Genomic DNA, 26840 nt, shown 5'->3' with positions numbered 1-26840 from the left:
GTCTGAGACACTGCGCGTGTGAGTACAACCCGGAGCAGCACCGCGGCTGGAAAGGTCCTCAAGGTCCTCTCGGCCTTCGATCGCGAACACCCGTCGCAGACACTCTCGCAGATCGCCCAGCGCACAGGTCTGGCCTTGAGCACCACGCACCGAGTGGTCGCGGAGCTGGCGGAATGGGGAGCGCTGGAGCGGGACGAGGACGGGTCGTGGCACGTCGGGCTGAGGCTCTGGGAGATCACCTCGGGATGCCCCCGTACCCAGATCCTGCGTGACGCGGCCTTGCCGTTCATGCAGGACCTCTACGAGGCGACTCACGAGAACATTCAGCTCGCGGTGCGCGAGGGCACAGAGCTCGTGTTCGTCGAACGTATCACCGGTCATCGATCGGTGCAGCTGTTGACCGCGGTCGGGACCCGGTTCCCCGTCGGATCCACCGGGATGGGCCGGGTGCTGCTCGCGCACGCACCACGGGACATTCAGGAGGAGGTCCTCGAATCGCCGCTGCGCGCCTGGACCCCGCACACCGTCACCGACCCGAAGACGCTGCGCGCGCAACTGGACCGTATCCGCCGCGAGCAGGTCTTCATCAGCGACCGGCAGCTCTCCGAGGACACGGTCGCGGTGGCAGCGCCTGTACGGATCGGCCGGACCGGGCCTGTCAGCGCCGCTTTGGGGATCGTCGTCGCGGCGAGCGGTGCGAGCAATGCGCGCGGGCTGCGCGAGCCCCTTCTGAGGGCCGCCCACGGGATCTCCGACGAGCTCGGCCGGCGCGCCCACGCGACGGTCTGACCTTCGAACGGACTTCCGCCTGACGGAAACGCCGGCGACCGGCGTCGGCTCCGGGTGTCAACGTTCGGGGTGTTCCGAACGTTCGCAGTTGCTCAGGAGATGCCATGGCCGACGCCACCGTCGACACCGTTGCCTCGGTTCCCGTCGCCATCATCGGTGGTGGTCCGGCCGGCTTGATGCTGGCCCACCGGCTCGGGCGAGCGGGGGTCGAGACGATCGTGATCGACACCCGCTCCCGGCGCGAGATCGAAACGACGCAGCGGGCCGGCATCCTCGAGGCCGACGCAGCCCGGGACCTGGTCGAGACCGGCGTGTCCGACCGGGTCCTGCGGGAGGGTCGCGAGCACGAGGGCGTCGAGATCCGGGTCGGTGGTCGCCCGTACCGCATCGACTTCAAGGAGCTGGTCGGCCAGTCGGTATGGCTCTACCCGCAGACCGACGTGTTCACCGACCTGGCCGACGCCCGGGACCGCGACGGCGGCACGGTCCACTTCGGCGTCAAGGACACCGAGGTCCTCGACCTCACGACCGACGCTCCCCGGGTCCGCTACACGGCGCCCGACGGGTCCCGCCAAGAGATCCGGGCGCGGTACGTGGTCGGCGCGGACGGCTCGCGCAGCATGTGCCGCGATCTGGTGCCCGAGGACCGCAGGGTGCGCTACGGCAAGGAGTACCCCTTCGCGTGGTTCGGCATCATGGCCGAGGCGCCGACGAGCGCGCCCGAGCTGGTCTACGCCCACTCCGAGCACGGGTTCGCGCTGATCAGCCAGCGCACCGAGACCGTTCAGCGGATGTACTTCCAGTGCGACCCCGACGAGTCCGTCGACACCTGGCAGGACGACCGCATCTGGGAGACGCTCCAGGTCCGGGTGGCCGGTCAGGACGGCTTCCGTCTCCATGAGGGGCCGATCCTCGAGAAGACGGTGCTGCGGTTCCGCTCGTTCGTGCAGGAGCCGATGCGCTGGGGCTCGATGGTGCTCGCGGGCGACGCCGCACACACGGTGCCGCCGACCGGCGCTCGCGGGCTCAACCTCGCACTGCACGACGTGAAGGTGCTCGCCCCAGTCCTGGTGCGAGCACTCGGCAGCGCGGGCGAGGCCGTGCTGGACGACTACCAGCCGCGCGCCCTGCAGCGGGTCTGGCGGGCGCAGAACTTCTCCTACTGGATGACCCAGCTGCTGCACACCGCGCCCGGCGGCACTCCGTTCGACCTGCGGCGCCAGCTCGGCGAGCTCGACAACGTGGTGGGCAACCGCGCCGGGCGCGCCTACCTCGCCGAGCAATACACCGGCTGGCCGGCCGGCTCCCACGGCTGACCCCGACGACCAGCAGGAGAGAACACATGATCATCGACTGTCACGGTCACTTCACCACCGCGCCCCCGCAGTTGGCGCAGTGGCGGGACCGCCAGGTGGCCGCGATCGGCGCCGCCGGGCACGCGCCCGATCCGGACGACCTGGTCATCACCGACGACGACCTGCGTCACGCGATCGAGAGCAACCAGCTGCGGCTCATGGACGAACGCGGCAGCGACCTGACGATCTTCTCCCCGCGCGCCAGCTTCATGGCCCACCACATCGGCGACTTCGAGGTCTCCTCGGTGTGGGCGCGGATCTGCAACGACCTGATCCACCGGGTCTGCACGCTCTACCCCGACCGCTTCGCCATGGGCGCGATGCTGCCGCAGTCGCCGGGCGTCGAACCCGCGACCTGCCTGCCCGAACTGCGCCGTGCGGTCGAGGAGCTCGGCGCGGTGACGGTCAACCTCAACCCCGACCCGTCGGGTGGCAAATGGACCGCGCCGGCGCTGACCGACCGCAGCTGGTACCCGCTCTACGAGGCGATGGCCGAGTACGACATACCCGCCATGATCCACGTCAGTACGTCGTGCAACCCGGCCTTCCACACTACCGGCGCCCACTACCTGAACGCCGATACCACGGCGTTCATGCAGCTGGTCCAGGGAGACCTGTTCGCCGACTTCCCGACGCTGCGGTTCGTGATCCCGCACGGCGGCGGCGCGGTGCCCTACCACTGGGGCCGCTTCCGCGGCCTGGCGATGGCGCTGGGCAGGCCGGACCCCGAGACGCTGCTGGACAACGTCTTCTTCGACACCTGCGTCTACCACCAGCCCGGCATCGACCTGCTCACGCAGGTGGTACCCAGCCGGTCCGTCCTGTTCGCCAGCGAGATGATCGGCGCGGTCCGCGACATCGACCCGAGCACCGGTCACCACTTCGACGACACGAAGCGGTACGTCGAGGCCACCGCGCACCTCTCCGACGAGGGACGCGCCGCCGTCTACAGCGGCAACGCCCTGCGCGTGTACCCCCGACTCGCCGCCCGCCTCGCCGCGGTCGGCCACTGAATCCCAGGAGAAGAAGCATGGAACACACCAAGCTGGGTGTCGTCCACACATCGATCACCCGCGCCGATCCCCAGGCCGTCGCCGCACTGTCGGCCTTCGGAGTCGCGACGATCCACGAGGCCATGGGCCGGGTGGGCCTGATGCGCCCTTACCTGCGTCCCGTCTATCCCAAGGCCCGTATGTGCGGTACCGCGGTGACCGTGCTGCTGCAGCCCGGTGACAACTGGATGTTCCACGTCGCCGCCGAGCAGATCCGCGAAGGCGACGTCGTGGTCGCGGCCTGCACCACCGAGAGCGAGGACGGCTTCTTCGGCGACCTGCTCGCCACCTCGTTCCGCGCCCGGGGCTGCCAGGGCCTGGTCCTCGACGGCGGCGTGCGGGACGTGGCGGACCTGGAGGAGATGGACTTCCCGGTCTTCTCCCGGGCGATCAACGCCAAAGGCACGGTCAAGGCCACGCTCGGTTCGGTCAACGTGCCGGTGGTATGCGGCAATGCACTGGTCAGGCCCGGCGACGTCGTCGTGGCGGACCGTGACGGTGTCGTGGTGGTGCCGCGCGAGCGGGCGGCAGAGGTCGCCGAGGCGTCGGCCGCGCGCGAGGCCGGCGAGGCGAACAAGCGCGCGCGGTTCCGCGCGGGCGAACTCGGCCTGGACCTGTACGGCATGCGCGGCCCGCTGGCCGGGCTCGGGCTGCGCTACGAGGACTGAGGAGGACCGAGGATGACGACCTATCGGAAGACCCCCGGCTGGCTGGACTGGTGCGCCGATCCGAGCCGGCCGCGGTTCCAGGTGCCCGAGGGCGCCGTCGACGCGCACTGCCACGTCTTCGGCCCGGGCGGGGAGTTCCCGTACGCCCCCGAGCGGAAGTACACCCCCTGCGACGCGTCCAAGGACCAGCTCTTCGAGCTGCGCGACTACCTGGGCTTCGCCCGGAACATCGTGGTGCAGGCGACCTGCCACGGCGCCGACAACAGCGCCATGCTCGACGCCCTGCGGGCGTCGGGAGGCCTGGCCCGGGGGGTCGCGACGTTGCGGCCGGACATCTCGGACGCGCAGGTGCGGGAGCTGCACGAGGCGGGAGTCCGCGGCGTGCGGTTCAACTTCGTCAAGCGGCTCGTCGAGGCCGCGCCACGGCAGGACCTGTGGGACGTCGTAGAGCGGATCGCGCCCTACGGCTGGCACGTAGTCGTCTACTTCGAGGCGGCGGACCTCGCCGACCTGCGCGACTTCTTGCTCTCGATCCCGGTACCGCTGGTCATCGACCACATGGGCCGGCCCGATGTCACCAAGGATCCGCACGGCCCGGAGTTCGAGGCGTTCTTGAACTTCATGCGGGCACGGCCGGATACCTGGTGCAAGGTGACCTGCCCGGAGCGGCTGTCGATGAGCGGCCCGCCGGCCCTCGACGGCGAGCAGGATGCATACCGTGATGCCGCCCCCTTCGCCCGCCGCGTGGTCGAGGAGTTCCCCGACCGGGTGCTGTGGGGCACCGACTGGCCGCACCCGAACCTCACCGGCCACATGCCCGATGACGGTCTGCTCGTCGACTTCATCCCGCACATCGCGCCGACGCCACAGTTGCAACGCGGGCTCCTCGTCGACAACCCGATGCGCCTGTACTGGCCGGACGCCGACTGACCCACCGCACGATTGGAGGCTCACCATGTCACTGGACAAGACCTACAAACTGGTTCCGGGGACGACCATCTTCGACGCCGAGCAGTCCGCCAGGGGATACCACCTCAACCAGTTCTGCATGTCGCTTATGACGGCGGAGAACCGCGAGCTCTACCTCGCAGACGAGCGCGCCTACCTGGACGCATGGCCACTGCGGGAGGAACAGAAGCAGGCGCTGCTCGACCGCGACCTCAACGCCGCCATAGGCGAGGGCGGCAACATCTACTTTCTCGCCAAGTGGGGCGCGACGCTCGGGCTGTCGTTCCAGCAGATGGCGGGATCGATGACCGGCATGACCGAGCAGGAGTACCGCGGCATGATGGTCGGCGGCGGCCGCTCCGTCGAGGGGAACCGGATCGACCACGCCGTCCTCGAAGCGGCACACGCCGGCCCGACGCCCCCCACCGGGCACGCCACGATCACCGGCGCGGTTTTCACCTCGCACGTGCCGGCAATCGGAGCGGCGATCGACCACCACAAAACCGACGACCCCTATTGGGTGCCGGTCTTCGAGGGCTACGAGTTCTCCAAGCAGTGGGAGAAGGAGAACCTGCCCGACGTGGTCTTCTTGGTCTACAACGACCACGCCACCACGTTCGACCAGTCGCTGATCCCGACCTTCGCGCTCGGCACCGGAGCGGCCTACTCCACCGCCGACGAAGGCTACGGACCCCGCCCGGTGCCGGGCATCAAGGGCGACCCTGACCTGGCCGCGCACATCGCGCACTCGCTCATCAGGGACGACTTCGACCTCACCCTTGTCAACGAGATGACCGTCGACCACGGCTTGACCGTCCCGCTGTCGCTGATGTTCGGGGACGTCGAGGAGTGGCCGTGCAAGGTGGTCCCGTTTCACGTCAACGTGGTGCAGTACCCCGTGCCCTCGGGTGACAGGTGCTTCCGGCTCGGCCAGGCGCTGCGCAAGGCGATCGAGTCCTACGACCAGTCGCTGAAGGTCCAGGTGTGGGGCACCGGCGGCATGAGCCACCAGTTGCAGGGTCCCCGCGCCGGCCTCATCAACCGGGAATGGGACAACGCCTTCCTCGACAAACTGATCGCGGACCCGGTCGGGTTGTCGCAGGTCCCGCACCTGGAGTACGTGGAGGAGGCGGGCTCGGAGGGCATCGAGCTGGTCATGTGGCTGATCGCCCGCGGTGCGATGAGCGACCTCGACGGGTCCGGACAGACCGAGCTCAAGCACCGCTTTTACCACGTGCCGGCGTCCAACACCGCCGTCGGCCACCTGATCCTGGAGAACCACCCGCGGGCCCAGAAGCCCGCTGAGAAGGAGTGACCGACATGACCGACGACCAGACCATCCGGATCGCCCTGGCCGGAGGAGGCGCCTTCGGAGCCAAGCACGCGGCCGCGCTCAGGCGGATCAAGGGCGTGGAGGTGGCTGCCGTCGTGAGCAGCACCCTCGAAAGCGCCCGGAACTTCGCCGCGGAGCAGGGCATCGGCCGGGGCTTCGCGACATTGGAGGAGGTACTGGCGATGGACGACATCGACGCCGTCATCCTCGCCACGCCCACCCCCCTGCACGCCGCGCAGACGCTGGCCTGCCTCGAAGCGGGCAAACACGTCCAGACCGAGATCCCGCTGGCCGCCTCCCTCACCGACGCCGAGGCGTGCCTGGAGGCACAACAGCGCACCGGACTGGTTGCGATGGTGGGGCACACGCGGCGCTTCAACCCGAGCCACCAGTGGGTACGGCGGCGGGTCCAGGCCGGAGACTTCAACATCCAGCAGATGGACGTACAGACCTACTTCTTCCGCCGCACCAACCTCAACGCCCTCGGCCAGCCGCGCTCCTGGACCGACCACCTGCTGTGGCACCACGCCGCGCACACCGTCGACCTGTTCGCGTACCAGACCGGCTCGCCGATCGTGCAGGCCAACGTGGTCCAGGGCCCGATCCACCCCGAGCTCGGCATCGCGATGGACATGTCGATCCAGCTGCGCGCGGAAAGCGGCGCCATCTGCACCCTGTCGCTGTCGTTCAACAACGACGGGCCGCTCGGCACGTTCTTCCGCTACATCGGCGACACCGGCACCTACGTCGCGCGCTACGACGACCTGGCCACCGGCAAGGACGAGCCGATCGACGTGAGCGGGGTCGACGTCTCGATGGACGGCATCGAACTGCAGGACCGCGAGTTCGTCGCCGCCATCCGCGAGGGCCGCGAGCCGAACGCCTCCATCGCCCAGGTGATGCCCTGCTACCGGACGCTGGCGGCCCTCGAGGAACAGCTCGACGCCATCCCGGTCCCGTGACCACGGCACCGGCGGCAGGCGCGGGCCCGATGGACCGCCCGATCGGGCAGTTCGAGATCCTGGTGCACGTACGCGATGATGCGCCGGGCGCCGGCACGCCCAGCGCCCGTGCTGGTCGAGAACGGCCATCAGCTTCCCTTGCGCTTCTGGTCGGCGCACAGAACAGCCAGGTAGGCGGCGAACTCGGCTTCGGCACCAGCGTGCGATGACAGGCTCGGGCGCTGAGCATCAGCTGCGGCCGGGCAGTTCGGCCAGCCCGTAGACGATCCGCTCACACTCTGACAACTCGCCGTCCGGCTGTCCCGGTGGGGTCGTGCAGCAGGGTCATCTTCTCCGCGTCGAACAGGATGGGTCCAGCCTGGTGTTTCGAGGAGTCGCGGCGGAGCGCGTTCATCAGTGTCAGCAGCACGCGGCGGCTCGCCGCGCCAGCCCGCCGATGTGTCAAAACTGATGCAAACCATCCCCATGAGGCAGATTGCAAGGGGGTATACGAAGGTCCAACCCAACTCGGGCATGGAGTCGAAGTTCATGCCGTAGATGGTTCCGACGAGTGTGGGTGCAAACAAGATTGCCGCCCAGGAGGAGATCTTCTTGAAGCCGCCACCCTCACACCGCTGACCTGCGGAAACCGACTGTAGAGGCCCTCTGGTCTGCACCGATCCGTCCTTCCGGCCGTTTCGCCGTGCTGCCCTGTGATGCGGCCGATTCTCCCCAGCCGCTCCCCAATGGGGCTTCGTTCTCCCAGATCCTCCCCAGTGGACGCTGCCTGGCGGGATACGCGTCGGCGTGCGTCGGCCAGGCCGGTCCCGCGCAGACGGGTGCGCGGGCAGTGACATGCGCTTCAGGCGCGGTGCGCTCAGGATGAGGGGGACCGGCGACAAGGAGTGGAGCATGACCAGTCCGGGTGAGCAGTCCCGAAGCGGGCGGGCCGTCCGCAAGAGCGTCAGCCGTGCTTCGCACGGACGCTGGACCGCGTCGACCGACCGGCCCGATCCCGTCGGGGTGCTGGAGCGGCAGGCGGTCGACCGGGTTCCGGAGCTGCTGCCGATCCGCTACGGCCGGATGGCGGCGTCGCCGTTCGCGTTCCTGCGTGGCGCGGCCGCGGTCATGGCGGCCGACCTGGCCGCCCAGCCGGACACGGGCCTGACCGTCCAGCTGTGCGGGGACGCGCACCTCTTGAACTTCGGCATGTTCGCCTCGCCCGAGCGGTCCCTGCTCTTCGACCTCAATGATTTCGACGAGACCCTGCCCGGCCCCTTCGAGTGGGACGTCAAACGGCTCGCCGCGAGTGTCGCGGTGGCCGCACGCCAGAACGGTCACGGCGACGACTGGGCCAGAGGATCGGCTCTTTCGGCGGCCCGGTCCTACCGGCAGACCATCAGGGAACTCGCCGGGCAGGGCGAACTGGAGGTCTGGTACCACCGGATCGACACCGTCGATCTGCTGCCCCTCATCCGCAAGCCCAAGCTGCGGGGCCGGGTCGAGGCCGGCCTGGCGCGCGCCCGCCGCCGTACCAGCCTTCGTGCTCTGGAGAAGCTGACCGAGGTCCGCGACGGCGGCCGGCGGATCGCCCACGATCCGCCGCTGCTGGAACCGCTGGCCCGCGCCGAGTCACAGGCCGTGGGCGCGGTCTTCGGCGAGTACCGCAGCACACTTCCCGAGGAACGCCGCCTCCTGCTGGACCGGTACCGATTCGTCGACGCGGCACGGAAGGTCGTCGGTGTCGGGAGCGTGGGGACCCGCTGCTACATCGTGCTGCTCACCGGCCGCGACGATGACGACCCGCTCTTCCTGCAGATCAAGGAGGCAGGCCCCTCCGTCCTGCAAGACCACCTCCCGGCCGACGGTCATGATCACCACGGTCACCGGGTCGTGGCGGGCCAGAGGCTTCTGCAAGCCACCAGCGACATCTTCCTCGGCTGGATGAGCGGCCCCGAGGGGCGCCACTTCTACAGTCGGCAACTGCGCGACATGAAGGGATCGGCCGAAGTCGCGACCATGTCCCGGGTCGTCCTCGGCCAGTACGCCGGGCTGTGCGGCAAGGCGCTGGCGCGCGCCCATGCCCGCTCCGGTGACCGCATCGCCATCGCGGGATACCTGGGCAGCGCCGACACCTTCGACCGCGCCGTCACCGACTTCGCGCTCCGCTACGCCGACCGGACCGCGGCCGATCACGCCTTGCTGACCGGCGCTGTCGCCGATGGCGCCGTTACGGCCATCAGCGGCGTCTGAGCGGCCCGGCTCCGGGCGGGTCCCGCGCAGCGGAAGCCGATGTTGCCGGTGGAGGACTCCGGGTGTTCTGCATCCTCGCCGAGACACGGTAGCGGCGACAGTAGGAGGCGTGGCAGAGGTACGAACCCCTGGCGCAGGGCGCGGGCCGAGCCGGCCGGGGGCCCGCCGGGTTCTCGCGCGGGCCCGTGGCTGCCAGGTGGGGTGGAACCAGTCGGCAGTCCACTCCCAGACGTTGCCGGTGGTGTTGTACAGACCGTGGCCGTTGGCGGCGAACGCGTCGACCGGACAGGTGCCCGGGTACCCGTCCTCCAGGGCGTTGTGATCGCGGAAGGAGCCGTTCCAGACGTTCATCGCGTGCCGTCCGGCGGGCCGGAGTTCATCGCCCCAGGGGAACGGCTCGCCCGCCAGCCCCCCATTACCTTCTTGGGTGGCTCCGCAACGGGGCTCCCGGCCTTCGGGCCCGGCATGACTTCCCCCCCTTGTTAACCATGACAATGCCGTTGCTTTTACGGCGGGGTCGGCGTTGAGCCGTTCGTGTTGGTATCACGTCTGGAGCGGCTGGGGCTTGGGATCTTGACCCGGTCGTGTCCGCCTGAGCTGGTGGACCAGGTCGTTGGCGAGGCGGGGTGCGGGGAGAAGCGCCGGCGTCTGTTGTCGGCCCGGTTCACCGTGTACTTCGTCCTCACACCGCCGTGCAGCCACCCGGCGCCACCACGGTCCCTACAAAGGAATTAGGGGCACCCCCCCCCGCGAACCGAGTACTGCTTTGCCGTCACCCCGCTTGGTGAACACCGGCTGATCGGCTACGCGCGCTTGGCGGCCGAACCGCAGCTGGCGGTCACCATCGGCTTCGCCTTGGCGCATCGCGGAACCTGTGGACTGATCGTGAATCTGGCCCGTGTATGGCCCGGAACAGCTGGTCAGGGGTGGGAGACGGGTGGGAGGAATTGGGAGGACCGATACATTTTCGCCGCCGCCGTGAACAGGGTGGCCTGGGGACCGAAGCAGGCGCCTGCCGGGCATAAGCCCAGGTCAGGCGCCTTCTTTAGCGGGCTTAGAAGAAGCCCAGCTTATTCGGCGAGTAGGACACCAGCAGATTGTCCATGTAGTGGGATCTCGGAGGCAAATGAACCTTGGAGTCACGCGGCTTCGGCCGCTCTTCCGAGACGTGGGCACAGTGCCTGACCGGTCGGTTGCGCAGGTCAGGCACCGTGCTCAACTTTTAGAAGAAGCCGAGCTTCTTGGGGGAATAACTTACCAACAAGTTCTTCGTCTGCTGGTAGTGCTCCAGCATCATCTTGTGGGTCTCGCGGCCGATGCCCGACTGCTTGTAGCCGCCGAAGGCGGCGTGGGCGGGATAGGCGTGGTAGCAGTTCGTCCAGACGCGGCCCGCCTGGATGGCGCGGCCCGCGCGGTAGGCCGTGTTGATGTCGCGGGTCCAGACGCCGGCGCCCAAGCCGTAGGCCGTGTCGTTCGCGATGCGCACCGCGTCGTCGAAGTCCTGGAAGGAGGTCACCGACACCACCGGGCCGAAGATCTCCTCCTGGAAGATCCGCATGCGGTTGTCGCCCTCGAAGATGGTCGGCTGGACGTAGAAGCCGCCCGCCAGTTCCCCGCCGTGGTCGATGCGGCCGCCGCCGGTCAGGATCTTCGCGCCCTCCTGCTGGCCGATCTCCACGTAGGAGAGGACCTTCTTCAGCTGCTCCGCCGAGGCCTGCGCGCCGATCATCGTGTCCGTGTCCAACGGGTGGCCCGGCACGATCAGTTCGGTGCGGGCCACCGCCGCGTCGAGGAAGTCGCCGTAGCGGCCGCGCTCGATCAGGGCGCGCGACGGGCTGGTGCACACCTCGCCCTGGTTGAGGGCGAACATCGTGAAGCCTTCCAGGGCCTTGTCCCGCAGGTCGTCGTCGGCGGTCCAGATGTCGTCGAAGAAGAGGTTGGGGCTCTTGCCGCCCAACTCCAGCGTGACCGGCTTGAGGTGCTCCGCCGCGTACTGCAGGATCAGCCGCCCGGTGGAGGTCTCCCCGGTGAAGGCCACCTTCGCCACGCGCGGGCTGGACGCGAGCGGCTTGCCCGCCTCCTCACCGAAGCCGTTGACGATGTTCACCACGCCCGGCGGCAGCAGGTCCGCGATCAGGCTCATCAGGTAGTGCACCGACACCGGGGTCTGCTCGGCCGGCTTCAGGACCACCGTATTGCCCGCGGCCAGGGCCGGCGCCAGTTTCCACACGGCCATCAGGATGGGGAAGTTCCACGGGATGATCTGGGCGACCACACCCAGCGGCTCGTGGAAGTGATAGGCCACCGTGTCCTCGTCGATCTGGCTGAGGGCTCCCTCCTGGGCGCGCAGCGCGCCCGCGAAGTAGCGGAACTGGTCCACGGCGAGCGGCATGTCGGCGGCCAGGGTCTCGCGGATCGGCTTGCCGTTCTCCCAGGTCTCCGCGACCGCGAGCGCTTCCAGGTGCTGCTCCATCCGGTCCGCGACGCGCAGCAGGATCGTGGAACGCTCGGTGATCGAGGTGCGTCCCCACGCGGGCGCGGCGGCGTGCGCCGCGTCCAGTGCGCGCTCGACGTCCTCCGCCGTACCGCGCGCGACCTCGGTGAAGGTTTCGCCGGTCACGGGGGAGGGGTTGGCGAAGTACCGCCCGAGGGCCGGCTCGACGTACTCGCCGCCTATGAAGTGGCCGTAGCGGGACGCGTACGACATCAGCGCGCCTTCGGTACCGGGCGCAGCGTAACGGGCCATGGACGGTCCTCCCCTTGCCGGGCGCCGGCCGCCGTCGGCCGGTGCTCGCCGAGAGGCTAGGGGCGGGCAGGTTGCCGGTACGTTGCACGGCCGCGCGGTGAACGGACCGCGGGCGGTGGTGCGGTGGCGGCCGTGGCGATCCCCGCCGGGGTGTCGCGGCGCCGCGCGGGTGATCCGGTGACCGGCACAAGCGCCGGGAGCTCACCGAGTTCCGCGTCGATGGCCCGTACGCGGGCCAGCGCGGCCGTCCGGCCGGCAGCCGGGAGGACGGCCGCCAGGGCCCGCCAGACTTCGGCGTCCTCCGCGCCCCACGGGCTGCACACCCAGTCCGTCAGCAGCCCGGGGTCGGCCCGCGCGATCACCGCGGCCCGCGCCTGCTCCTCGATGCGGCGCCGGAGCCGGACGATGCCGGGCGCCGTCGAGGCGGGCAGGAGGGGCCCCGGGTAGCGGGCCAGGGCCGCCGAGACGGCACCGGAGGCCAGGTGGCGGGTGACGGCGGTGAAGTCGGCCTCCAGCGGCGCCGCCGTGCGGTAGGGGCGGGAGAGCGGGGCCCGGGGGCCCAACAGGCCGCGCAGCCGTGACATTTCGGCGCGCAGGGTGACCGGTGACACCGACTCGTCCTCGTAGAGGGCGATCGCCAGTTCCTCCCCCGACAGCCCCTCGGGGTGGTGCGCGAGCAGCGCCATGATCTCGCTGTGCCGCCGCCCGAGCCGGAGCTCACGGCGACCACCGGTCAGCAGCGCCTCGTCACGGCCCAGCGCGGTGAGGCAGTCCCCGGGAGCCTGTGGCGCCGGATCCAGCAACGCGAGCCGGGCCTCCGCCGCGCACGCCACCGCGCGCACGAAGGCGAGGGAGTGCGGATGGGCCAGCCAGTCGCCCCCGGTGACGTCGACGGCGCCGAGCACCCTTCCGGTGTGCGGATCGCGGACCGGAGCCGCCGCGCAGGTCCACGGGTGCACCCGGCGGCTGAAGTGCTCGGCGCCGAAGACCTGGACCGGCTCCCCGACCGCCACCGCCGTGCCGGGGGCGTTGGTGCCCATCGCCGTCTCCGCCCAGCGGGCGCCCGGCACGAAGCCGAGGCCCTCCGCGCGCCGCATCGTGGCGGGTTCGCCCTCCACCCAGAGCAGGCTGCCCCGGGCGTCGCACACCGCCAGCAGATGGGCCCCGTCCGAGGCGAAGGCGCCCACCAGGTCACGGAACAGCGGCAGCACCCGGGCCAGCGGGTGCTGCTCCCGGTACGACCGCAGTTCCGCACCGGCCAGCTCCAGGCGGGGCGTGCACTCCGGGCTGACCCGGGCCCGGGCGCAGCGGCGCCAGGACCTCGCGATGACCGCCCGCACCGGGGCCTCGACCCGCCCGTCCTGGGTGAACGCGGCGTGGGCCGCCCGTAGTTCCCGCGTCCGCTCGGCGGGGTCGGCCCCGCCCGGCAGAGCCACCGAAGGATCGTCCATGTCGCCCTCTCGCGGTGCCTTGGTACCCGGAGCGCCCCATCGTCGTACCGGCCCGCCGCCCCGGCAAGCGGTGCGTCGGCCAGTGCGGGACGAAGTCGGCCGGTCCCGATCGGCGCGCGCCCCGGGGGAGGCCCCGCCAGGCCGCCGCAGGCCGCCCCACCATCCCGGGCCGTCCCGCCGCCCCACCATCCCGCCGTCCCGGGCCGCCTCGCCGTCCCGGGCCGTCCCGTCGTCCCGGGCCGTCCTAGACCGTCTCCTCCGGGTCCAGTGCGGCCAGCGCGGCCGCGGGGTCCGTGGAGGGCGGGCCCGCCGGGAGCCAGTGGTGCGCCGAGCGGCGGTACGGCCACCACCGGCCGTCGCGGCCCAGGCGGAGCTGGCGGTCGCCGCCCGGTTCGGTCCAGCGGGACCGGATCCGGCGCAGCACCGGGGCATCGACGTCGGGGCCGGCGTCCGGGCGGGACTCCGCCCCGTCGGGCCGGGCCGACGCCAGCGCGGCCCTGGCCCGGGCGAGCGTCGCCCGGTCCGGGGTCCAGTCCTCCTCCAGCACCGCGACGGCCTGTGCCCCGCCGAAGCCCCAGGCGAGGACGGCCCGGTCCATGGCGGCCCGGTCCCTGTCGGAAGCCGCCGACAGACGGGAGCGGACCCGAAGGTCGTGGGCCTCCGCCGTGAGCCGTACGGCGTCCTGCGCGAGCGTGGGACCGGGCTGCGGGGCGCGCTCCGCGTGGGCCGGAGCGAGCGCCTCCGCGAGCAGCCGGTACGCCTGCTTCGCGGCCGCCTGCGCCAGGAACTCCACCCCGTCCACATCCAGCCCCGGCGGCTCCGTCCCCGACTCCGTGTCCAGCGTCGGAGGCTGCCCCGGCGCGTCCGGCAGCCGCGCGGGCGGGGGCAGTGGGGGCAGGGCGGAAGCCGCGGCGTACACCTCGGAGGCGGGGACGCCGACGTCGGCCGCGGAATCCGGAGATCCGACCTCCGCCTCCGCTTCCGCGGTGCTGCGCTCCTCCAGCTCGGCCACCAGGCCGGCCTCCGCCCGCCCGCGGAGCAGCAACAGCACGAAGGGGTCCTCGTCCAGCAGCCGCGCCACCTGGTAGCAGAGCGCCGCCGTGTGCGGGCAGTGGTCCCACTCCTCGCAGTCGCAGCGCGGGTCGAGGTCGCCGATCCCGGGCAGCAGCTCCACCCCGGCCGCCGCCGCGTCCTCCGCGAGCTCCGGCGGAACCTCCCGGTCGAGCAGCGCCGCGATGTGGCCGGACTCGGCGGCCGCCATCCCGAGCAGCCGGTCCCATTCCGCTTCCGTGAACTCCTGCACCAGCACATCGGTCCGGTGCGCCGTCCCGTCCGGATCGCGCACCACGGCCGTCAGCCCGCCCGGGCGTACGGACACGGCCCCGACCGCGCCCGAACGCGCGTACCGGCGGCCCTGCTTGACCTGCTGCCCGTCGAGCGCGCTGTCCTCCAGGGCGCGCAGCCAGGCATGGCCCCACCAGGTGTGGGCGAAGCCGCGGCCCGGGGCGGGCGGGAGGGCCGGGAAGGTCTTCTCGTACGGATCCTTCGCGTACGGATCCTTCGCGTACGGGTCCATGTCGTTGGAGTCCTGCGCGTTCATCCGTGTCACTTCCCGGAGGCGGTCGGGCGGAGGGCGACGAGTTCGGCCAGCTCCGCGTCGCTCAGTTCGGTCAGCGCGGTCTCGCCGCCCGCGAGCACGGCGTCGGCCAGCGCCCGCTTGGCCTCCAGCATTTCGGCGATGCGGTCCTCCACGGTGCCTTCGGCGATGATGCGGTGGACCTGGACGGGCTGGGTCTGGCCGATGCGGTAGGCGCGGTCGGTGGCCTGCTCCTCGACGGCCGGGTTCCACCAGCGGTCGTAGTGGATGACGTGCCCGGCGCGGGTGAGGTTGAGGCCGGTGCCCGCCGCCTTGAGGGAGAGCAGGAACACGGGCACCTCGCCCGCCTGGAAGCGGTCCACGAGCTCCTCGCGGCGCGGCACGGGCGTGCCCCCGTGCAGGAGTTGGTAGGAGATCCCGCGGGCGGTCAGATGGCGCTCGATGATGCGGGCCATCGCCACGTACTGCGTGAAGACCAGCACCGAGCCGCCCTCGGCCAGGATCGTGTCGAGCAGCTCGTCGAGGAGCTCCAGCTTTCCGGAGCCCGTCCCGGCGGACTCCTCGGGGCCGTACTGCTCCTTCGCGTACTGCTCCTTCGTGTACTGCTCCTTCGTGTACTGGGCGGGGTGGTTGCAGATCTGCTTGAGCGAGGTCAGCAGTTTGACGACGAGCCCGCGGCGCTCCATCCCGTCCGCCCCGGCGATCGCGGCGAGGGTCTCGCGCACGACCGCCTCGTACAGTCCGGCCTGTTCGCGGGTCAGGGACACGGCGTGGTCGGTCTCGGTCTTGGGCGGCAGTTCGGGGGCGATCCCCGGGTCGGACTTCTTGCGGCGGAGCAGGAACGGCCTGACGAGCGCCCCGAGCCGGGCCGCCGCCCGCGGGTCGCGGCCGCTCTCGACCGGCTCGGCGTAGCGCGTGCGGAAGGTGCCGAGGCGGCCGAGGAGGCCGGGCGTGGTCCAGTCGAGGACGGCCCACAGCTCGGACAGGTTGTTCTCGACCGGGGTGCCGGTGAGGGCCACGCGGGCGGCCGAGGGGATGGTGCGCAGGGCCTTGGCGGTCGAGGAGCGCGGGTTCTTGACGTGCTGGGCCTCGTCGGCGACGACCATGCCCCAGCGCATGGCGGCGAGTCGGGGGGCGTCCAGGCGCATGGTGCCGTACGTGGTGAGGACGAACCCCCCGACGGGTCGGCCGGCCGCTCCTTCGAGCTCGCGGCCGGTGCCGTGGAAGCGGCGTACCGGCGTGCCGGGGGCGAACTTCTCGATCTCCCGCTGCCAGTTGCCCAGCAGCGAGGCCGGGCAGACCACGAGCGTCGGTCCCTCGTGCCCGTGCTCCTGGCGGTGCAGGTGCAGGGCGATCAGCGTGACCGTCTTGCCGAGGCCCATGTCGTCGGCGAGGCAGGCCCCGAAGCCGAGCCCGGTGAGACGGGCGAGCCAGCGCAGGCCGCGCAGCTGGTAGTCGCGCAGGGTCGCGCGGAGGGCCGCCGGGGCTTGTACGTCGGCCCGCGCCTCGGAATCCCCCGGGTCGCCGGGCTCCGGAGCCACCTGCTCGGGGTCGGCGGTGAGGAGCGTGCGGAGCCGTTCCAGCGGACCGGTGGCCTCTACGTCGTACCGCGTGCCGTCGAGCTCCGCCGAGCCGGTCAGTACGGCCGCCAGCGCGTCGGCGGCCGTCACCTCGTGGACCTGGCGGGCGAGGGCACGGGCCCGGCGGGCCGCGGCCGGATCGATCAGGACCCACTGGTCGCGCAGCCGGACCAGGGGCCGCTTCGCCTCGGCCAGCCGGTCCAGCTCGTCGGCGGTCAGGTCGCCCCGGCCGCCCTGGCCGCTCATGCCGTAGCGCCAGCCGACGGGGTGCGCCGAGGTGGCGGAGGGCGGGCCGGACAGGCCCGGCAGGCCGGAGGCGGTGGCGGGCCCGCCCACGACGGCCCGCGCGGTGAGCGTACGGGCGAGCCCGCGCGGCCAGTGCACCTGTACCCCGTCGGCGGCCAGCGCCCCGGCGGCATCCCCGAGCAGCTCCACGACCTCCTCGTCGGCGAGGTCCACCGCGTCGGGGACGGCGGCTCCGAGCAGGGGCGCGAGCGGCGGCCACAGGCGGGCGGCGCGGCGCAGGGCCCGGAGCGCGTCCAGGCGGGCACGGGGCGGGAAGGCTGCCGCGGCGGGTCCGGAGCCGGCCCAGACGTCGGCCGCGTCCGCGACGAGGGTGGCGTCGGCGAGGCCGTGCATCTGCAGGACGGCACGGAAGGCGGGGGGCCGGGCGTCCGGGTCCACCTCGATGCGGAGCGAGACGCGGATCCCGGCGTCGTGCCCGGCCGCGACCTCCGCGGCCCAGTCGCGCAGTTCGGGGTGGAGCCGGGCCGGTCGGGCGGCGTAGGCGGAGCCGCCGGCGGCGGCGGGCGCGGCGGGGGAGCGGGGCAGGGTGTCGGCGACGGCGTCGAGGAAGGCGCGCAGCAGCGGCTCCGGGGCGGGCAGCCGCGGCGGTGCGGCGGTGTCGCGCTGCCGGCCGGTGGCGGTGGCGGCGCCTCCCCCGGCCGTGCCGTCGCCGTCGCCGTCGCCGTCGGCTTCGGCGCTGGCGGCGCCGCCTGGGCCGACCGGAACGCAGTGTGCGGCGGGCGGCATGGCCGCCGCCAGCTCCCGGACCTCCTCGAGGTCGGCGGCGTCCAGCGGCCCGAGCCGCCAGGCGTCGTACCCGGCGGGGCTCAGGCCGGGCAGCAGCAGCCCGCGGGCGGCGAAGCGCAGGGCCAGCAGGGCGGCGGCGCCCCAGAACGGCGCGGCCCCGGTCGATGCGGCGGACCGGACCCGGGTGAGCAGGGGCAGGGCTTCGGCGAGGGGCAGGACGAGGGCGGTCACGGTGGTGTGCCGCAGGTCGGACGAGACGACGGTGAGCTGCTCGGTGGCGCCCCGGCCTTCGAGGTGGAGGACCTCGGCCGAGTCCGGCCGCCAGAAGGCGATGCGGCCGTCGCGGGCCGGCTCGGCGGGGAGGAAGACGGCGGAGCAGGGGATGAGACCGGAGATCGTCGGGAGCACGCATTCCTCAAACTTGACTACCGGATATGGGGTGGCCGAGATTAACCCACCCGCGGCCGCCCCGGCCCGCGGCGACACCGTGACCCGGGTCACGTCCCGCTCCGTCCGCGCGAGCCGGGACGGAAATGTGCGGGCGGGACCGCGGGGCGGGAACGCGGGGGCGGGAGCAGGCGTTGTGTGGGGTAATGGCCGACGGAGAAAGAGGGTGCCGCAGATGTCCACGAGCGGAAAGATCGCGGTTGCCGGTGTGGTGGCAGCCATCGTGCTGTTCTGGGCGGTCGGCTTCTGGGCCGGGCTGCTGGTCCTGATCGGCGTCCCCGTGGCCGCCTACCTGCTGTTGGACTCCTCGCAGCGTCGTAGGCTGCGGGGCATATCCAGGAAGCAGATCGGCCGCTGACGGCGGCAGGGGGGTCAACCATGAGCACGAGGACTACGGCAGGCGCGGCGCAGGTCGCGGCGGTCAGCAGCAACGGGGTCTATTCGTTCACCAAGCCCACGCGCGAGAGCATCAGGCTCCTCGAAGGGCTCGGGGTCGAGGGGGACGTCCACGCGGGAGTCACGGTTAAGCACCGTTCGCGTGTGGCCCAGGACCCCACGCAGCCGAATCTCCGGCAGGTGCACCTGATCCACCGGGAGCTCTTCGAGGAGGTGGCCGAAGCCGGTCACCAGGTCGAACCGGGCCAGCTCGGGGAGAACGTCACCACCGTGGGCATAGACCTGCTGGCCCTGCCGACCGGCACCTTGCTGCGCCTCGGTACGGACGCGGTGGTCGAGGTCACCGGGCTGCGCAACCCGTGCCTGCAGATCGACAACTTCCAGCACGGGCTGCTCAAGCAGGTGGTGAGCAGGGACGACGAGGGCAATCTGCTCCGCAAGGCCGGAATCATGGGCGTGGTCCACCGGGGCGGCACCATCCACCCCGGCGACACCATCGAGGTCACCCTCCCCCCGACCCCGCACATCCCGCTCGACCGGGTCTGACCCACCGAGCCAGGGGCCCGGCCCGGTCACACCGTGGACCGGGCGGGCCTTCCCGGCCGGTCTCAGCCGGTCTCGGCCGGGTCTCAGCCGGTCTTGGCCTGCCACAGCCGGTCTCGGCCTGTCTCAGCCGATCCACGCCCGGAGACGCTCGCTGAGCACCACGTCGTGGGGCAGCCGCTCCAGCTCGCGCGCGGGTACGTCCACCCCGTGCTGCCCCAGGACACCGGCCAGGTACCCCCAGTGTCCGGCCGCCATCTGTTCGCGTGTCCTGCCGCCGAAGGGCTCGTCCGGCCCGACCACCGTCCGGGCCGTCTCCTCGATGTCCTCGGTGGAGGTCCGCGCGGGGATGTCCGCCGGGCCCGAGGTGCTCCAGCCGCGATCGTCGAGCAACACCACGTTGCGGCCGTCCGCGAGTACTGCCTCCAGCCGTGCCGACACGGCCAGCTGACGGATGCTCGTCTGGCCGGCGTCCAGATCGGTGTAAGTGACCAAACGAGTCACCACGGTCATGCCGCACTCCTGTCGGCTCGCCCCAAGCCCGGCCCTGTTCCTTGAGCCTCCCGCTACGACCCGCCGACCCGCCGACGTACCGACCCGCCGACCTGCCGACCTGCCGCGCGTGCTCGAGGAATTCCGGAGCCTACACTCGGCGCCCGGCCCGCACCCCGCGCGACTCAGTAGTACCGCGAACGCCTCACCGACGGGCGCGAGCGGACCCCGCTCAGGCAGGCCGCACGGCGACGCGGTCCAACGCCGCCAGCAGCTCCGACAGTTCCGGAAGCTTTCCGTGGGCCTCGTGCGGTACGGCCAGCACCTCGCTCGGCTCCTCGTCCAGCAGCACGAAGGCCGCGCCGTCCGTACGGGCCACCAGCGACCACCCCGGCCCGTCGACGCGCAGCGTCCGCGCCTCGTCGCCCGCGAAGGCCGACCGCACCCTGCCGGGTGGGGGCGGGCTCTGCGTGTACCCCAGGGCTTCCTCCAAGGCCCGCGCCAGCCCCGGGTGCGCGGCCGCCGCGGCCCCGCCGTCCGTCGCCACGCGCTCGCTCCAGTCCGTCCACTCCCGGGCGATCTGGTCGGCTCCCATGCGCCGCTGCACCGAACCCCAGGCCTCGCCCGACGGCGGGGCGAGCGGCACCCGCCCCGTGCCGTCCGCGCCCTGTTCGGGGTCGTGCGGATCGGGTATCCCGGCCGTGGCCACCGCGAGCGCCAGCGGCCAGCCCGCCAGCGAGACCACGATGGACCGTTCGTCGGGGGACAGGTCGTACTCCATCCCGCAGTCCCACGAGGCGATGGCCATGGCCACGAGCGAGACGTCGTCGACCACGACCGTCCAGCGCGCGCCCTCCTCGTCCTGTCCCAGCACCAGGCCGTACCCGGCGGCCGCCGGCGACACGCCGAGCAGCGAGCAGGCCTCGGGGTAGTCGTCACCCAGGATGCTCGGGAACTGGGCGGGGGTCAGCAGTACGGCGGTCAGCACGTACAGCGAACCGCCGTCATCCTCTTCGGACACGTGGCCTCCCGGTCGTTCTCTCGTCGGCGCACCCTAACCAGCGAGTAACCACCGCGTCGAGAGCTGGCGGGAGCCGATTTCCGAGCCCGCCACCTGCACGGAGGGCCGGCCACCCCGGCACGGATGCGGTTCGGCGCGCCCTCGGGGGGCGTGCCCTGGTGCTCGGAAAGTCGTGCCGCGGCGCTCAGGGAGTACGGACCGCCAGCGCGAGGAAGCGGGCGTCCTCGTCGGCGTACGAGGTCAGGCTCCAGCCCGAACCGGCGAGCAGCGGGCCGAGGTTGTGCTCGGCGCGCATGTCGTCCGGGGTCAGCTCGCGGCCGTGGCGCGCCGCGAGGGCGGCCCGGCCGATCGGGTGGAACAGTGCGAGCCGTCCGCCCGGGCGGACGACCCGGGCGAGCTCGCGCAAGTTGGCCCCCGGGTCCGGCAGGTGGGCGACGAGTCCGGCGGCGAACACGGCGTCCAGCACCCCGTCGCGCAGCGGCAGCCGGGCCACGTCCGCCAGCAGCAGGGCGCCCTCCGCGTCCCGGCCGGCCTCGCGCGCGGCGGTGAGCATCTGCGGGGTGACATCGGCGCCGAGCACCGTTCCCGACGGGCCGACGGCCGCGCGGAGCGCGGTCAGTGCCCGCCCGGTGCCGCAGCCCGCGTCGAGCACCCGGTCCCCGGAACGCAGTCCGAACTCGCCCACGGCGGTCGCGAAGGCGGGCCCGTCGCCGGGGAACTTGCGGTCCCAGTCGGCCGCGCGCGCCCCGAAGAACTCCTGGACGTGGCCGCGGTCCCGCGTCTGATCCCGGGGCCGGTCCCGAGCGGGGTCCTGGGCCCGGTCCCGAGCGGGGTCCTGGGCCCGGTCCGGAGCCGGGTCAGGAGCCCGGTCCTGCGACCGGTTCCGGGTGTGGTCCTGTGTGCGGTCTTCGCTCATGTGCCCATGATCCCTCACCACCGATCCGGCACATGCCTGCGGAACGTGTGCAAGGTGGTACGTGGCGTGATCGAAGATGAACGTATCTCTGTCATATTCCAGCAGTTCCAGTGGCTTTCGAAATGCGGCCCGTGTTCGCTCCCTCACCCGGACTAGCTTCCGTGGCCATGGGACACCTGGACCACGCCGCCTATGGCTGGCTTACCCCCGCGCTGTCATACGTGATGGCTTCGATCGGCGCCGCCCTCGGCCTGCGCTGCACCGTTCGCGCGCTCGCCGCGACGACCGGAACCTCCCGCCGCAACTGGCTCCTCACTGCGGCATCGGCCATCGGCACCGGGATCTGGACGATGCACTTCGTCGCCATGCTCGGCTTCCACGTCACCGGGACCGAGATCCGCTACAACGTGCCGCTGACCATCCTCAGCCTCCTCGTCGCGATGATCGTCGTCGGCGCCGGAGTCTTCGCCGTCGGCTACGGGAAGGACCGCGGCCGGGCCCTCGTCGTCGGCGGCCTCACCACCGGCCTCGGCGTCGCCAGCATGCACTACCTCGGGATGGCGGCCCTGCGCCTGCACGGCTCGGTCTCCTACGCGCCGCTCACCGTCGGGCTCTCCGTCGCCATCGCGGTCGTCGCGGCTACGGCAGCCCTCTGGGCGGCACTCAACATCAAGTCCCCGGTGGCCGTGGCCGTCGCCTCGCTCGTCATGGGCGCCGCCGTCAGCAGCATGCACTACACCGGCATGCTCGCGGTCGCCGTCGAGGTCACCCCCTCGGACGCGGCCCTGCCGGGCGCCACCGCGATGCAGTTCATCTTCCCGCTCGCCGTCGGCCTCGGCTCCTATCTCTTCATCACCTCCGCGTTCGTCGCGCTCTCGCCGACCGCCGACGAGCGGGAGGCCTCGGCGGCGGCCTCCGCCGACCTGCGCCTGGGAGAGCGGGCCGCCACCGCCACCGCGCCCACCGGCTGAGGCGCGGTCACCCCGGCGCGGCAGTGCCCGCCACCCACACCACCGCCCCGCGACCGTCACGTACGTACGCACCGCCCGGAACGAGGAGCCCATGCGCAGACCCCGCAGAACACCGGAAGCAGCGGCGTCGCGGCCGCCCGCGCCCGCGCCGGCGGGTGGCCGCGGCAAGGGTCCGGGCCGCCGGGCGCACGCCGGACGGCCCGCCGAGGAGCGGGCGGAGCGCGCGGCGTCCGACGCGCTCGGGGCGATACCCGGCGCCGCCGGTGGGGGTGGCGGCGGTCGCGGTCCGCGCCTTCGGCTGCGTCCCGCCACCGTCCGGGCGAAGATCGTCTCGCTGCTGATGGTGCCGGTGGTCTCCCTCCTCGCCCTCTGGGCCTTCGCCACGGTCGACGCGGCCCAGGACGTCGCCCGCCTCAGCCGCGTCCAGCGCGTCGACCGGGAACTGCGGACACCGGTCGTGGCCGCCGTCACCGCGCTGCAGGCCGAACGGCGCACGGCCGTAAGGCTGCTGGCCGATCCCACCGGCGGTCAGGCGGCCGCCGCCCAGGCCCCCGGGCAGGCCGCAGCCCTGGAGGAACAGGCGCGCCGGACCGATGGCTCCCTACGGGCCCTGCGGCTCGGCGACCGCAACACCGTGGCCGACTCCGGCGCCTACCGCACCGACATCGTGATCCGGATGCGCGCCTTCGTCGCCGCCGCCGAGGGGCTGGGGCCGGTCCGCGAGGACATCGCCGGGCACCGGGCGACCCCCGAAGCGGCGTACGAGACGTACAGCCGGGTGATCGACGCGGCACTGGAGGTCGGCGGAGCCCTCTCCGGAGGAGGCCAGGACGCCGAACTGGGCGTCGACGCCAGGATCCTGCTGGAGTTCGCGCGGGCCGCGGAGCAACTGTCGCGGGAGGACGCCCTGCTGACGGTACCGGGGCCGCGCACCGCCGAAACGCTTCGCCGCCTGACCGGCGCGGTCGAGACCCGACGGACCCTGACCGCCTCCGCCGCCCGGGACCTGCCCGCCGCGCAGCAGGACGCCTGGCAGTCCGTCGCAAAGAGCGCCGCGTACGCCGATCTCACCGGGGCCGAAGACCGGGCGCTGGCCGCCGCGGCCGGTGCCGGAACCGCTGGCCCGCCCGTCGGCTGGGAGGCCGCCTACACCTCGGTCGCCGGCTCGATGCGGGAGATCGGGGACGCCGCCCACGCGGCCTCCGCGGACCGCTCCGACCCGTTCGGCGCGGGTGCGCTGAGTCCCGCCGGAGCCGCCGTCCTCCTGGGCCTGGCCGCCGTGGCCGCCTCGCTCGTGATCTCGGTCCGCATCGGCCGGGCCCTCGTCGTCGAACTGGTCTCGCTGCGCAACACCGCGCTGGAGATCGCGCACCGCAAACTCCCGCGGGCCATGGACCGGTTGCGGGCCGGCCAGGACATCGACGTGGCCGCCGAAACCCTGCGGGGCCCCGCCGCTGACGACGAGATCGCCCAGGTCGGCGAGGCTCTGGACACGGTCCACCGGGCCGCTCTCAGCGCCGCCGTCGAACGTGCCGAACTGGCCAGCGGCGTGAGCGGGGTCTTCGTCAACCTCGCCCGGCGCAGCCAGGTCCTGGTGCACAAGCAGCTCACCCTGCTCGACTCGATGGAGCGGCGTGCCGACGACCCGAACGAGCTCGGTGACCTCTTCCGGCTCGACCACCTCACCACCCGGATGCGGCGGCACGCGGAAAGCCTGATCATCCTGTCGGGCGCCGCTCCCGGGCGCGCCTGGCGGATGCCGATCCCGCTGACGAACGTCGTACGGGCCGCGGTCTCCGAGATCGAGGACTATCCGCGCGTCGAGGTCCGCCAGCTCGCCGAGGCGGCCGTCGTCGGCGGGGCCGTCGCCGACCTCACCCACCTGCTGGCCGAACTCATCGAGAACGCCACCCAGTTCTCCCCGCCCCACACCAAGGTCCGGGTCAGCGGAGAACCCGTCGGCGCCGGCTACGTCCTGGAGGTCGAGGACCGGGGGCTCGGCATGGGCCGCGAATCCCTCCAGGACGCCAATCGGCGCATCGAGCAGTCCGAGGCCCTCGATCTCTTCGACAGCGACCGGCTCGGGCTCTTCGTGGTCAGCCGCCTCTCGGCCCGCCACGGGGTGAAGGTGCACCTGCGCATGTCACCGTACGGCGGCACCACCGCGGTGGTGCTCCTTCCCAACTCCCTGCTCCAGGGCGCCCTGACGGCCTCCTCCCCGCAGCCCGAGGAGGAGCGCACCGCAGCTCCGGCCCCGGCTCCGGAGCCGGTTACCGAGCCGGTACGGGAGCGGTTCCGGGAGCCGTCCCCGGCCATCAGCGTCGTACGGGACGACGCGCGCGGGGTCCCGGTGCCGGACCGGAGCCCCGTACGGGAGGAACCGCGGTCTTCCCCGGTGGCCCCGCTGCGGCCGCGCGGCCCCGCGGGGGTGGTTCCCCGTACGCCCGCCACGCCCGCCCCGGCGGCCACGGCGGCGCCCTCGGGCCCGTCGGCCTCCTCGGGCCCGGCCGCCTCGGTCACCGAACTGCCGCGCCGGGTCCGGCAGGCGAGCCTCGTCCCGCAGCTGCGCGAGGCCCCGGCCCCCAAGGCCCCGGCCGGGGTCCGGGGGGCGGAGGGGCCGCCCGGCCGCAGCCCCGAGCAGGCGCGCGAGCGGATGGCGGCGTACCGGGCCGGCTGGGTGCGGGGCACGCAGGCGAGCGGCGAGTCCGGCGCGGACGGTCCGGGCGGCGCGGGCGGAGCAGGCGGCGCGGGGTCCGCGGGCGGCATGGGCGGCACAGGCAGTACTGGCGAAGGCGAAGGAGCACGGTGATGATCGAACATCAGAGGATCGACCTCGACGGCGTCCACAGGTCGGGCGAACTCGACTGGCTCCTGGACGACCTCGTGGTCCGGGTGCGCGAGGTCCGGCACGCCGTGGTCCTGTCCAACGACGGCCTGGCGGTGGGTGCCTCCAGCGCGCTCAGCCGGGAGGACGCCGAGCACCTGGCGGCCGTGGCCTCCGGATTCCACAGCCTGGCCAAGGGCGCGGGCCGGCACTTCCGCGCCGGGGGCGTGCGCCAGACGATGGTGGAGATGGACGAGGGCTTCCTCTTCGTGGCGGCCGCCGGAGACGGCTCCTGCCTGGCCGTGCTCAGCGGGGCCGGAGCCGACATGGGGCTGATCGCCTACGAGATGGCCCGGCTGGTCAAGCGGGTCGGCGAGCACCTGTACACCCCGGCCCGGTTCGCGGCGCGGCCGCCGGCCGCCGGTTGAGGGCGGCGGCCTTGAGCACGAACGGCCGGTGGTACGACGCCGACGCGGGTCCGCTCGTCCGTCCGTACGCCATGACGGGCGGACGCACGAAGCCGGGACCCCACGGGGTCCGGTTCGACCTGATCGCGCTGGTCGCCGTGGACCCGGCGGGAACGGACGAGGCGGCCGAGTCGCTGCTGGGACCTGAGCACCGGGCGCTCCTCGGACTGTGCCGGGACGAGACCCAGTCGGTGGCCGAACTCGCGGCGGACGCGGACCTGCCCGTGGGCGTGGTGCGCGTGCTGCTCGGGGACCTGCTGGAGGCCGGGCACGTCAAGGTCAGCCGGCCGGTGCCGCCCGCACAGCTGCCGGACGAGCGGATTCTGCGTGAAGTCATCGAGGGATTGCGAGCGCTGTGATGGGACTGCACGACAACGGGCCGGCCCCGGCCGCCGAAGGCGGCGAGGAACTGGCCGCGCTCGCGCTGAAGATACTCGTGGCGGGCGGCTTCGGAGTCGGGAAGACGACCCTGGTCGGCGCAGTCAGCGAGATCCGGCCGCTGCGGACGGAGGAACTGCTCAGCGAGGCCGGGGAGCTGGTCGACGACACGGGAGGGGTCGACCAGAAGACGACGACCACCGTGGCCATGGACTTCGGGCGGATCACGATCAGGTCGGGCCTGTCGCTCTACCTGTTCGGGACCCCGGGGCAGGACCGGTTCTGGTTCCTGTGGGACGAGCTGTCACAGGGCGCGCTGGGCGCGGTGGTGCTCGCCGACACGCGGCGCCTGGAGGACTGCTTCCCCGCGGTGGACTACTTCGAGCACCGCAAGATCCCGTTCGTGGTGGCCGTCAATTGCTGGGCCAACGCGCGGCGGTACGCCTCGAACGAGGTCGCGCGGGCGCTGGACCTGGATCAGGGAACGCCGGTGGTGCTGTGCGACGCGCGGGACAAGGACTCGGGGAAGGAAGTGCTGATCCGGCTGGTGGAGTACGCGGGGCGGGTGCACACGGCGCGGTTGCTGGAGTCGGTGGAACCGCGGGCCGACTCGGTGTGAACCGGCCCGCGGCGAAGCGGT

General features: G+C 72.4%; 24 protein-coding genes and 2 pseudogenes. 17 read left to right on the top strand and 9 right to left on the bottom strand.

Going from position 1 to position 26840, the window contains the following annotated elements:
* The first annotated feature begins 18 nt into the window (after positions 1-18).
* From ACIQV3_RS08255 to ACIQV3_RS08220, 8 genes are all read left to right on the top strand, one after another.
* Positions 19-789 (top strand): IclR family transcriptional regulator, encoded by a 771-nt coding sequence (locus tag ACIQV3_RS08255; RefSeq protein WP_403710969.1) that lies wholly within the window; start codon positions 19-21, stop codon positions 787-789.
* A gap of 104 nt (positions 790-893) precedes the next feature.
* Positions 894-2105 carry a 4-hydroxybenzoate 3-monooxygenase gene (locus ACIQV3_RS08250; RefSeq protein WP_403710967.1) on the top strand — a complete coding sequence of 404 codons (1212 nt, stop codon included), beginning with the start codon at positions 894-896 and terminating at the stop codon, positions 2103-2105.
* A 26-nt stretch (positions 2106-2131) separates the two neighbouring features.
* Positions 2132-3157 carry an amidohydrolase family protein gene (locus tag ACIQV3_RS08245; protein ID WP_403710965.1) on the top strand — a complete coding sequence of 342 codons (1026 nt, stop codon included), beginning with the start codon at positions 2132-2134 and terminating at the stop codon, positions 3155-3157.
* A 17-nt stretch (positions 3158-3174) separates the two neighbouring features.
* The gene (gene ligK / locus ACIQV3_RS08240; protein ID WP_403710963.1) at positions 3175-3864 is read left to right on the top strand and encodes a 4-carboxy-4-hydroxy-2-oxoadipate aldolase/oxaloacetate decarboxylase; all 690 of its coding nucleotides are present in this window, start codon (positions 3175-3177) and stop codon (positions 3862-3864) included.
* Positions 3865-3876: 12 nt separating this feature from the next.
* Positions 3877-4794 (top strand): amidohydrolase family protein, encoded by a 918-nt coding sequence (locus ACIQV3_RS08235; RefSeq protein WP_403710961.1) that lies wholly within the window; start codon positions 3877-3879, stop codon positions 4792-4794.
* A 25-nt stretch (positions 4795-4819) separates the two neighbouring features.
* Entirely contained in the window at positions 4820-6127 is a 1308-nt protein-coding gene (gene ligA, locus ACIQV3_RS08230; RefSeq protein ID WP_403710959.1) for a protocatechuate 4,5-dioxygenase subunit alpha, read from the top strand.
* Positions 6128-6132: 5 nt separating this feature from the next.
* On the top strand, positions 6133-7107 hold the full coding sequence (locus ACIQV3_RS08225) for a Gfo/Idh/MocA family oxidoreductase (protein ID WP_403710957.1): 975 nt from the start codon (positions 6133-6135) through the stop codon (positions 7105-7107).
* The gene (locus ACIQV3_RS08220) at positions 7104-7316 is read left to right on the top strand and encodes a hypothetical protein (RefSeq protein ID WP_403711657.1); all 213 of its coding nucleotides are present in this window, start codon (positions 7104-7106) and stop codon (positions 7314-7316) included. Before ACIQV3_RS08225 ends, ACIQV3_RS08220 begins: the two co-directional genes overlap by 4 nt.
* Positions 7317-7553: 237 nt before the next feature.
* On the opposite strand, the pseudogene ACIQV3_RS08215 reads toward ACIQV3_RS08220, so the two are convergent.
* Positions 7554-7700: pseudogene (locus ACIQV3_RS08215) on the bottom strand (CorA family divalent cation transporter); the annotation flags it as partial.
* Positions 7701-7998: 298 nt separating this feature from the next.
* Between ACIQV3_RS08215 and ACIQV3_RS08210 the strand changes: the two are divergent.
* Positions 7999-9339: a DUF2252 domain-containing protein gene (locus ACIQV3_RS08210; protein WP_403710955.1), complete on the top strand. Its 1341-nt coding sequence runs from the start codon at positions 7999-8001 to the stop codon at positions 9337-9339.
* Positions 9340-9525: 186 nt separating this feature from the next.
* On the opposite strand, the pseudogene ACIQV3_RS08205 reads toward ACIQV3_RS08210, so the two are convergent.
* A pseudogene (locus tag ACIQV3_RS08205) lies at positions 9526-9834 on the bottom strand (SUMF1/EgtB/PvdO family nonheme iron enzyme); the annotation flags it as partial.
* A gap of 39 nt (positions 9835-9873) precedes the next feature.
* Here ACIQV3_RS08205 and ACIQV3_RS08200 point away from each other — a divergent pair.
* Positions 9874-10074 (top strand): transposase domain-containing protein, encoded by a 201-nt coding sequence (locus ACIQV3_RS08200; RefSeq protein WP_403710953.1) that lies wholly within the window; start codon positions 9874-9876, stop codon positions 10072-10074.
* A gap of 487 nt (positions 10075-10561) precedes the next feature.
* On the opposite strand, the gene ACIQV3_RS08195 is transcribed toward ACIQV3_RS08200, so the two are convergent.
* The 4 genes from ACIQV3_RS08195 to ACIQV3_RS08180 all read right to left on the bottom strand — a co-directional run bounded on the left by ACIQV3_RS08195 (position 10562) and on the right by ACIQV3_RS08180 (position 18153).
* The gene (locus ACIQV3_RS08195; RefSeq protein ID WP_403710951.1) at positions 10562-12085 is read right to left on the bottom strand and encodes an aldehyde dehydrogenase family protein; all 1524 of its coding nucleotides are present in this window, start codon (positions 12083-12085) and stop codon (positions 10562-10564) included.
* Between the two features lie 56 nt (positions 12086-12141).
* Positions 12142-13536 (bottom strand): transcriptional regulator, encoded by a 1395-nt coding sequence (locus ACIQV3_RS08190; RefSeq protein WP_403710949.1) that lies wholly within the window; start codon positions 13534-13536, stop codon positions 12142-12144.
* A gap of 244 nt (positions 13537-13780) precedes the next feature.
* Positions 13781-15112 carry an SWF or SNF family helicase gene (locus ACIQV3_RS08185; protein ID WP_403711608.1) on the bottom strand — a complete coding sequence of 444 codons (1332 nt, stop codon included), beginning with the start codon at positions 15110-15112 and terminating at the stop codon, positions 13781-13783.
* 29 nt (positions 15113-15141) lie between these two features.
* On the bottom strand, positions 15142-18153 hold the full coding sequence (locus ACIQV3_RS08180; protein WP_403710947.1) for a DEAD/DEAH box helicase: 3012 nt from the start codon (positions 18151-18153) through the stop codon (positions 15142-15144).
* A gap of 214 nt (positions 18154-18367) precedes the next feature.
* On the opposite strand from ACIQV3_RS08180, the gene ACIQV3_RS08175 reads away from it, so the two are divergent.
* Both ACIQV3_RS08175 and ACIQV3_RS08170 read left to right on the top strand, forming a co-directional pair.
* Positions 18368-18550 (top strand): hypothetical protein, encoded by a 183-nt coding sequence (locus ACIQV3_RS08175; RefSeq protein ID WP_266875995.1) that lies wholly within the window; start codon positions 18368-18370, stop codon positions 18548-18550.
* A 20-nt stretch (positions 18551-18570) separates the two neighbouring features.
* Positions 18571-19134: an MOSC domain-containing protein gene (locus ACIQV3_RS08170; RefSeq protein WP_403710944.1), complete on the top strand. Its 564-nt coding sequence runs from the start codon at positions 18571-18573 to the stop codon at positions 19132-19134.
* Positions 19135-19257: 123 nt separating this feature from the next.
* Here ACIQV3_RS08170 and ACIQV3_RS08165 read toward each other — a convergent pair whose 3' ends face one another.
* From ACIQV3_RS08165 to ACIQV3_RS08155, 3 genes are all read right to left on the bottom strand, one after another.
* A complete protein-coding gene (locus ACIQV3_RS08165; RefSeq protein ID WP_403710942.1) occupies positions 19258-19644 on the bottom strand; it encodes a hypothetical protein in 387 nt (128 codons plus the stop codon).
* Between the two features lie 211 nt (positions 19645-19855).
* The gene (locus ACIQV3_RS08160) at positions 19856-20644 is read right to left on the bottom strand and encodes a hypothetical protein (RefSeq protein WP_403710940.1); all 789 of its coding nucleotides are present in this window, start codon (positions 20642-20644) and stop codon (positions 19856-19858) included.
* 184 nt (positions 20645-20828) lie between these two features.
* Positions 20829-21560 carry a methyltransferase domain-containing protein gene (locus ACIQV3_RS08155; protein ID WP_403710938.1) on the bottom strand — a complete coding sequence of 244 codons (732 nt, stop codon included), beginning with the start codon at positions 21558-21560 and terminating at the stop codon, positions 20829-20831.
* Positions 21561-21727: 167 nt separating this feature from the next.
* Here ACIQV3_RS08155 and ACIQV3_RS08150 point away from each other — a divergent pair, with 167 nt between their 5' ends.
* From ACIQV3_RS08150 to ACIQV3_RS08130, 5 genes are all read left to right on the top strand, one after another.
* Positions 21728-22531, top strand: a complete 804-nt coding sequence (locus ACIQV3_RS08150; protein ID WP_403710936.1) for an MHYT domain-containing protein — start codon at positions 21728-21730, stop codon at positions 22529-22531.
* Positions 22532-22622: 91 nt separating this feature from the next.
* The gene (locus ACIQV3_RS08145; RefSeq protein ID WP_403710934.1) at positions 22623-25340 is read left to right on the top strand and encodes a nitrate- and nitrite sensing domain-containing protein; all 2718 of its coding nucleotides are present in this window, start codon (positions 22623-22625) and stop codon (positions 25338-25340) included.
* A complete protein-coding gene (locus ACIQV3_RS08140) occupies positions 25340-25783 on the top strand; it encodes a roadblock/LC7 domain-containing protein (RefSeq protein ID WP_403710932.1) in 444 nt (147 codons plus the stop codon). Before ACIQV3_RS08145 ends, ACIQV3_RS08140 begins: the two co-directional genes overlap by 1 nt.
* 11 nt (positions 25784-25794) lie before the next feature.
* Positions 25795-26181 carry a DUF742 domain-containing protein gene (locus ACIQV3_RS08135; protein ID WP_274547500.1) on the top strand — a complete coding sequence of 129 codons (387 nt, stop codon included), beginning with the start codon at positions 25795-25797 and terminating at the stop codon, positions 26179-26181.
* Positions 26181-26819, top strand: coding sequence for an ATP/GTP-binding protein (locus ACIQV3_RS08130; RefSeq protein WP_327308136.1), 639 nt, complete (start codon positions 26181-26183; stop codon positions 26817-26819). The genes ACIQV3_RS08135 and ACIQV3_RS08130 overlap by 1 nt, the downstream gene beginning before the upstream one ends.
* The last annotated feature ends 21 nt before the right edge of the window (positions 26820-26840 follow it).

It is taken from the genome of Streptomyces sp. NPDC099050 (genome assembly GCF_044759865.1).
In the GTDB taxonomy this organism is placed as follows: domain Bacteria; phylum Actinomycetota; class Actinomycetes; order Streptomycetales; family Streptomycetaceae; genus Streptomyces.
The sequence above is the reverse complement of the archived record's forward strand: the minus strand, read 5'-3'. Positions and strand labels throughout refer to the sequence as shown.

Coding starts and splice junctions, on each gene's coding strand:
- ACIQV3_RS08250 (WP_403710967.1), top strand. CDS start 894: ATGGCCGACGCCACCGTCGACACCGTTGCCTCGGTTCCCGTCGCCATC.
- ACIQV3_RS08245 (WP_403710965.1), top strand. CDS start 2,132: ATGATCATCGACTGTCACGGTCACTTCACCACCGCGCCCCCGCAGTTG.
- ligK (WP_403710963.1), top strand. CDS start 3,175: ATGGAACACACCAAGCTGGGTGTCGTCCACACATCGATCACCCGCGCC.
- ACIQV3_RS08235 (WP_403710961.1), top strand. CDS start 3,877: ATGACGACCTATCGGAAGACCCCCGGCTGGCTGGACTGGTGCGCCGAT.
- ligA (WP_403710959.1), top strand. CDS start 4,820: ATGTCACTGGACAAGACCTACAAACTGGTTCCGGGGACGACCATCTTC.
- ACIQV3_RS08225 (WP_403710957.1), top strand. CDS start 6,133: ATGACCGACGACCAGACCATCCGGATCGCCCTGGCCGGAGGAGGCGCC.
- ACIQV3_RS08210 (WP_403710955.1), top strand. CDS start 7,999: ATGACCAGTCCGGGTGAGCAGTCCCGAAGCGGGCGGGCCGTCCGCAAG.
- ACIQV3_RS08195 (WP_403710951.1), bottom strand. CDS start 12,085: ATGGCCCGTTACGCTGCGCCCGGTACCGAAGGCGCGCTGATGTCGTAC.
- ACIQV3_RS08190 (WP_403710949.1), bottom strand. CDS start 13,536: ATGGACGATCCTTCGGTGGCTCTGCCGGGCGGGGCCGACCCCGCCGAG.
- ACIQV3_RS08185 (WP_403711608.1), bottom strand. CDS start 15,112: ATGGACCCGTACGCGAAGGATCCGTACGCGAAGGATCCGTACGAGAAG.
- ACIQV3_RS08175 (WP_266875995.1), top strand. CDS start 18,368: ATGTCCACGAGCGGAAAGATCGCGGTTGCCGGTGTGGTGGCAGCCATC.
- ACIQV3_RS08170 (WP_403710944.1), top strand. CDS start 18,571: ATGAGCACGAGGACTACGGCAGGCGCGGCGCAGGTCGCGGCGGTCAGC.
- ACIQV3_RS08165 (WP_403710942.1), bottom strand. CDS start 19,644: ATGACCGTGGTGACTCGTTTGGTCACTTACACCGATCTGGACGCCGGC.
- ACIQV3_RS08155 (WP_403710938.1), bottom strand. CDS start 21,560: ATGAGCGAAGACCGCACACAGGACCACACCCGGAACCGGTCGCAGGAC.
- ACIQV3_RS08150 (WP_403710936.1), top strand. CDS start 21,728: ATGGGACACCTGGACCACGCCGCCTATGGCTGGCTTACCCCCGCGCTG.
- ACIQV3_RS08145 (WP_403710934.1), top strand. CDS start 22,623: ATGCGCAGACCCCGCAGAACACCGGAAGCAGCGGCGTCGCGGCCGCCC.
- ACIQV3_RS08140 (WP_403710932.1), top strand. CDS start 25,340: ATGATCGAACATCAGAGGATCGACCTCGACGGCGTCCACAGGTCGGGC.
- ACIQV3_RS08130 (WP_327308136.1), top strand. CDS start 26,181: ATGGGACTGCACGACAACGGGCCGGCCCCGGCCGCCGAAGGCGGCGAG.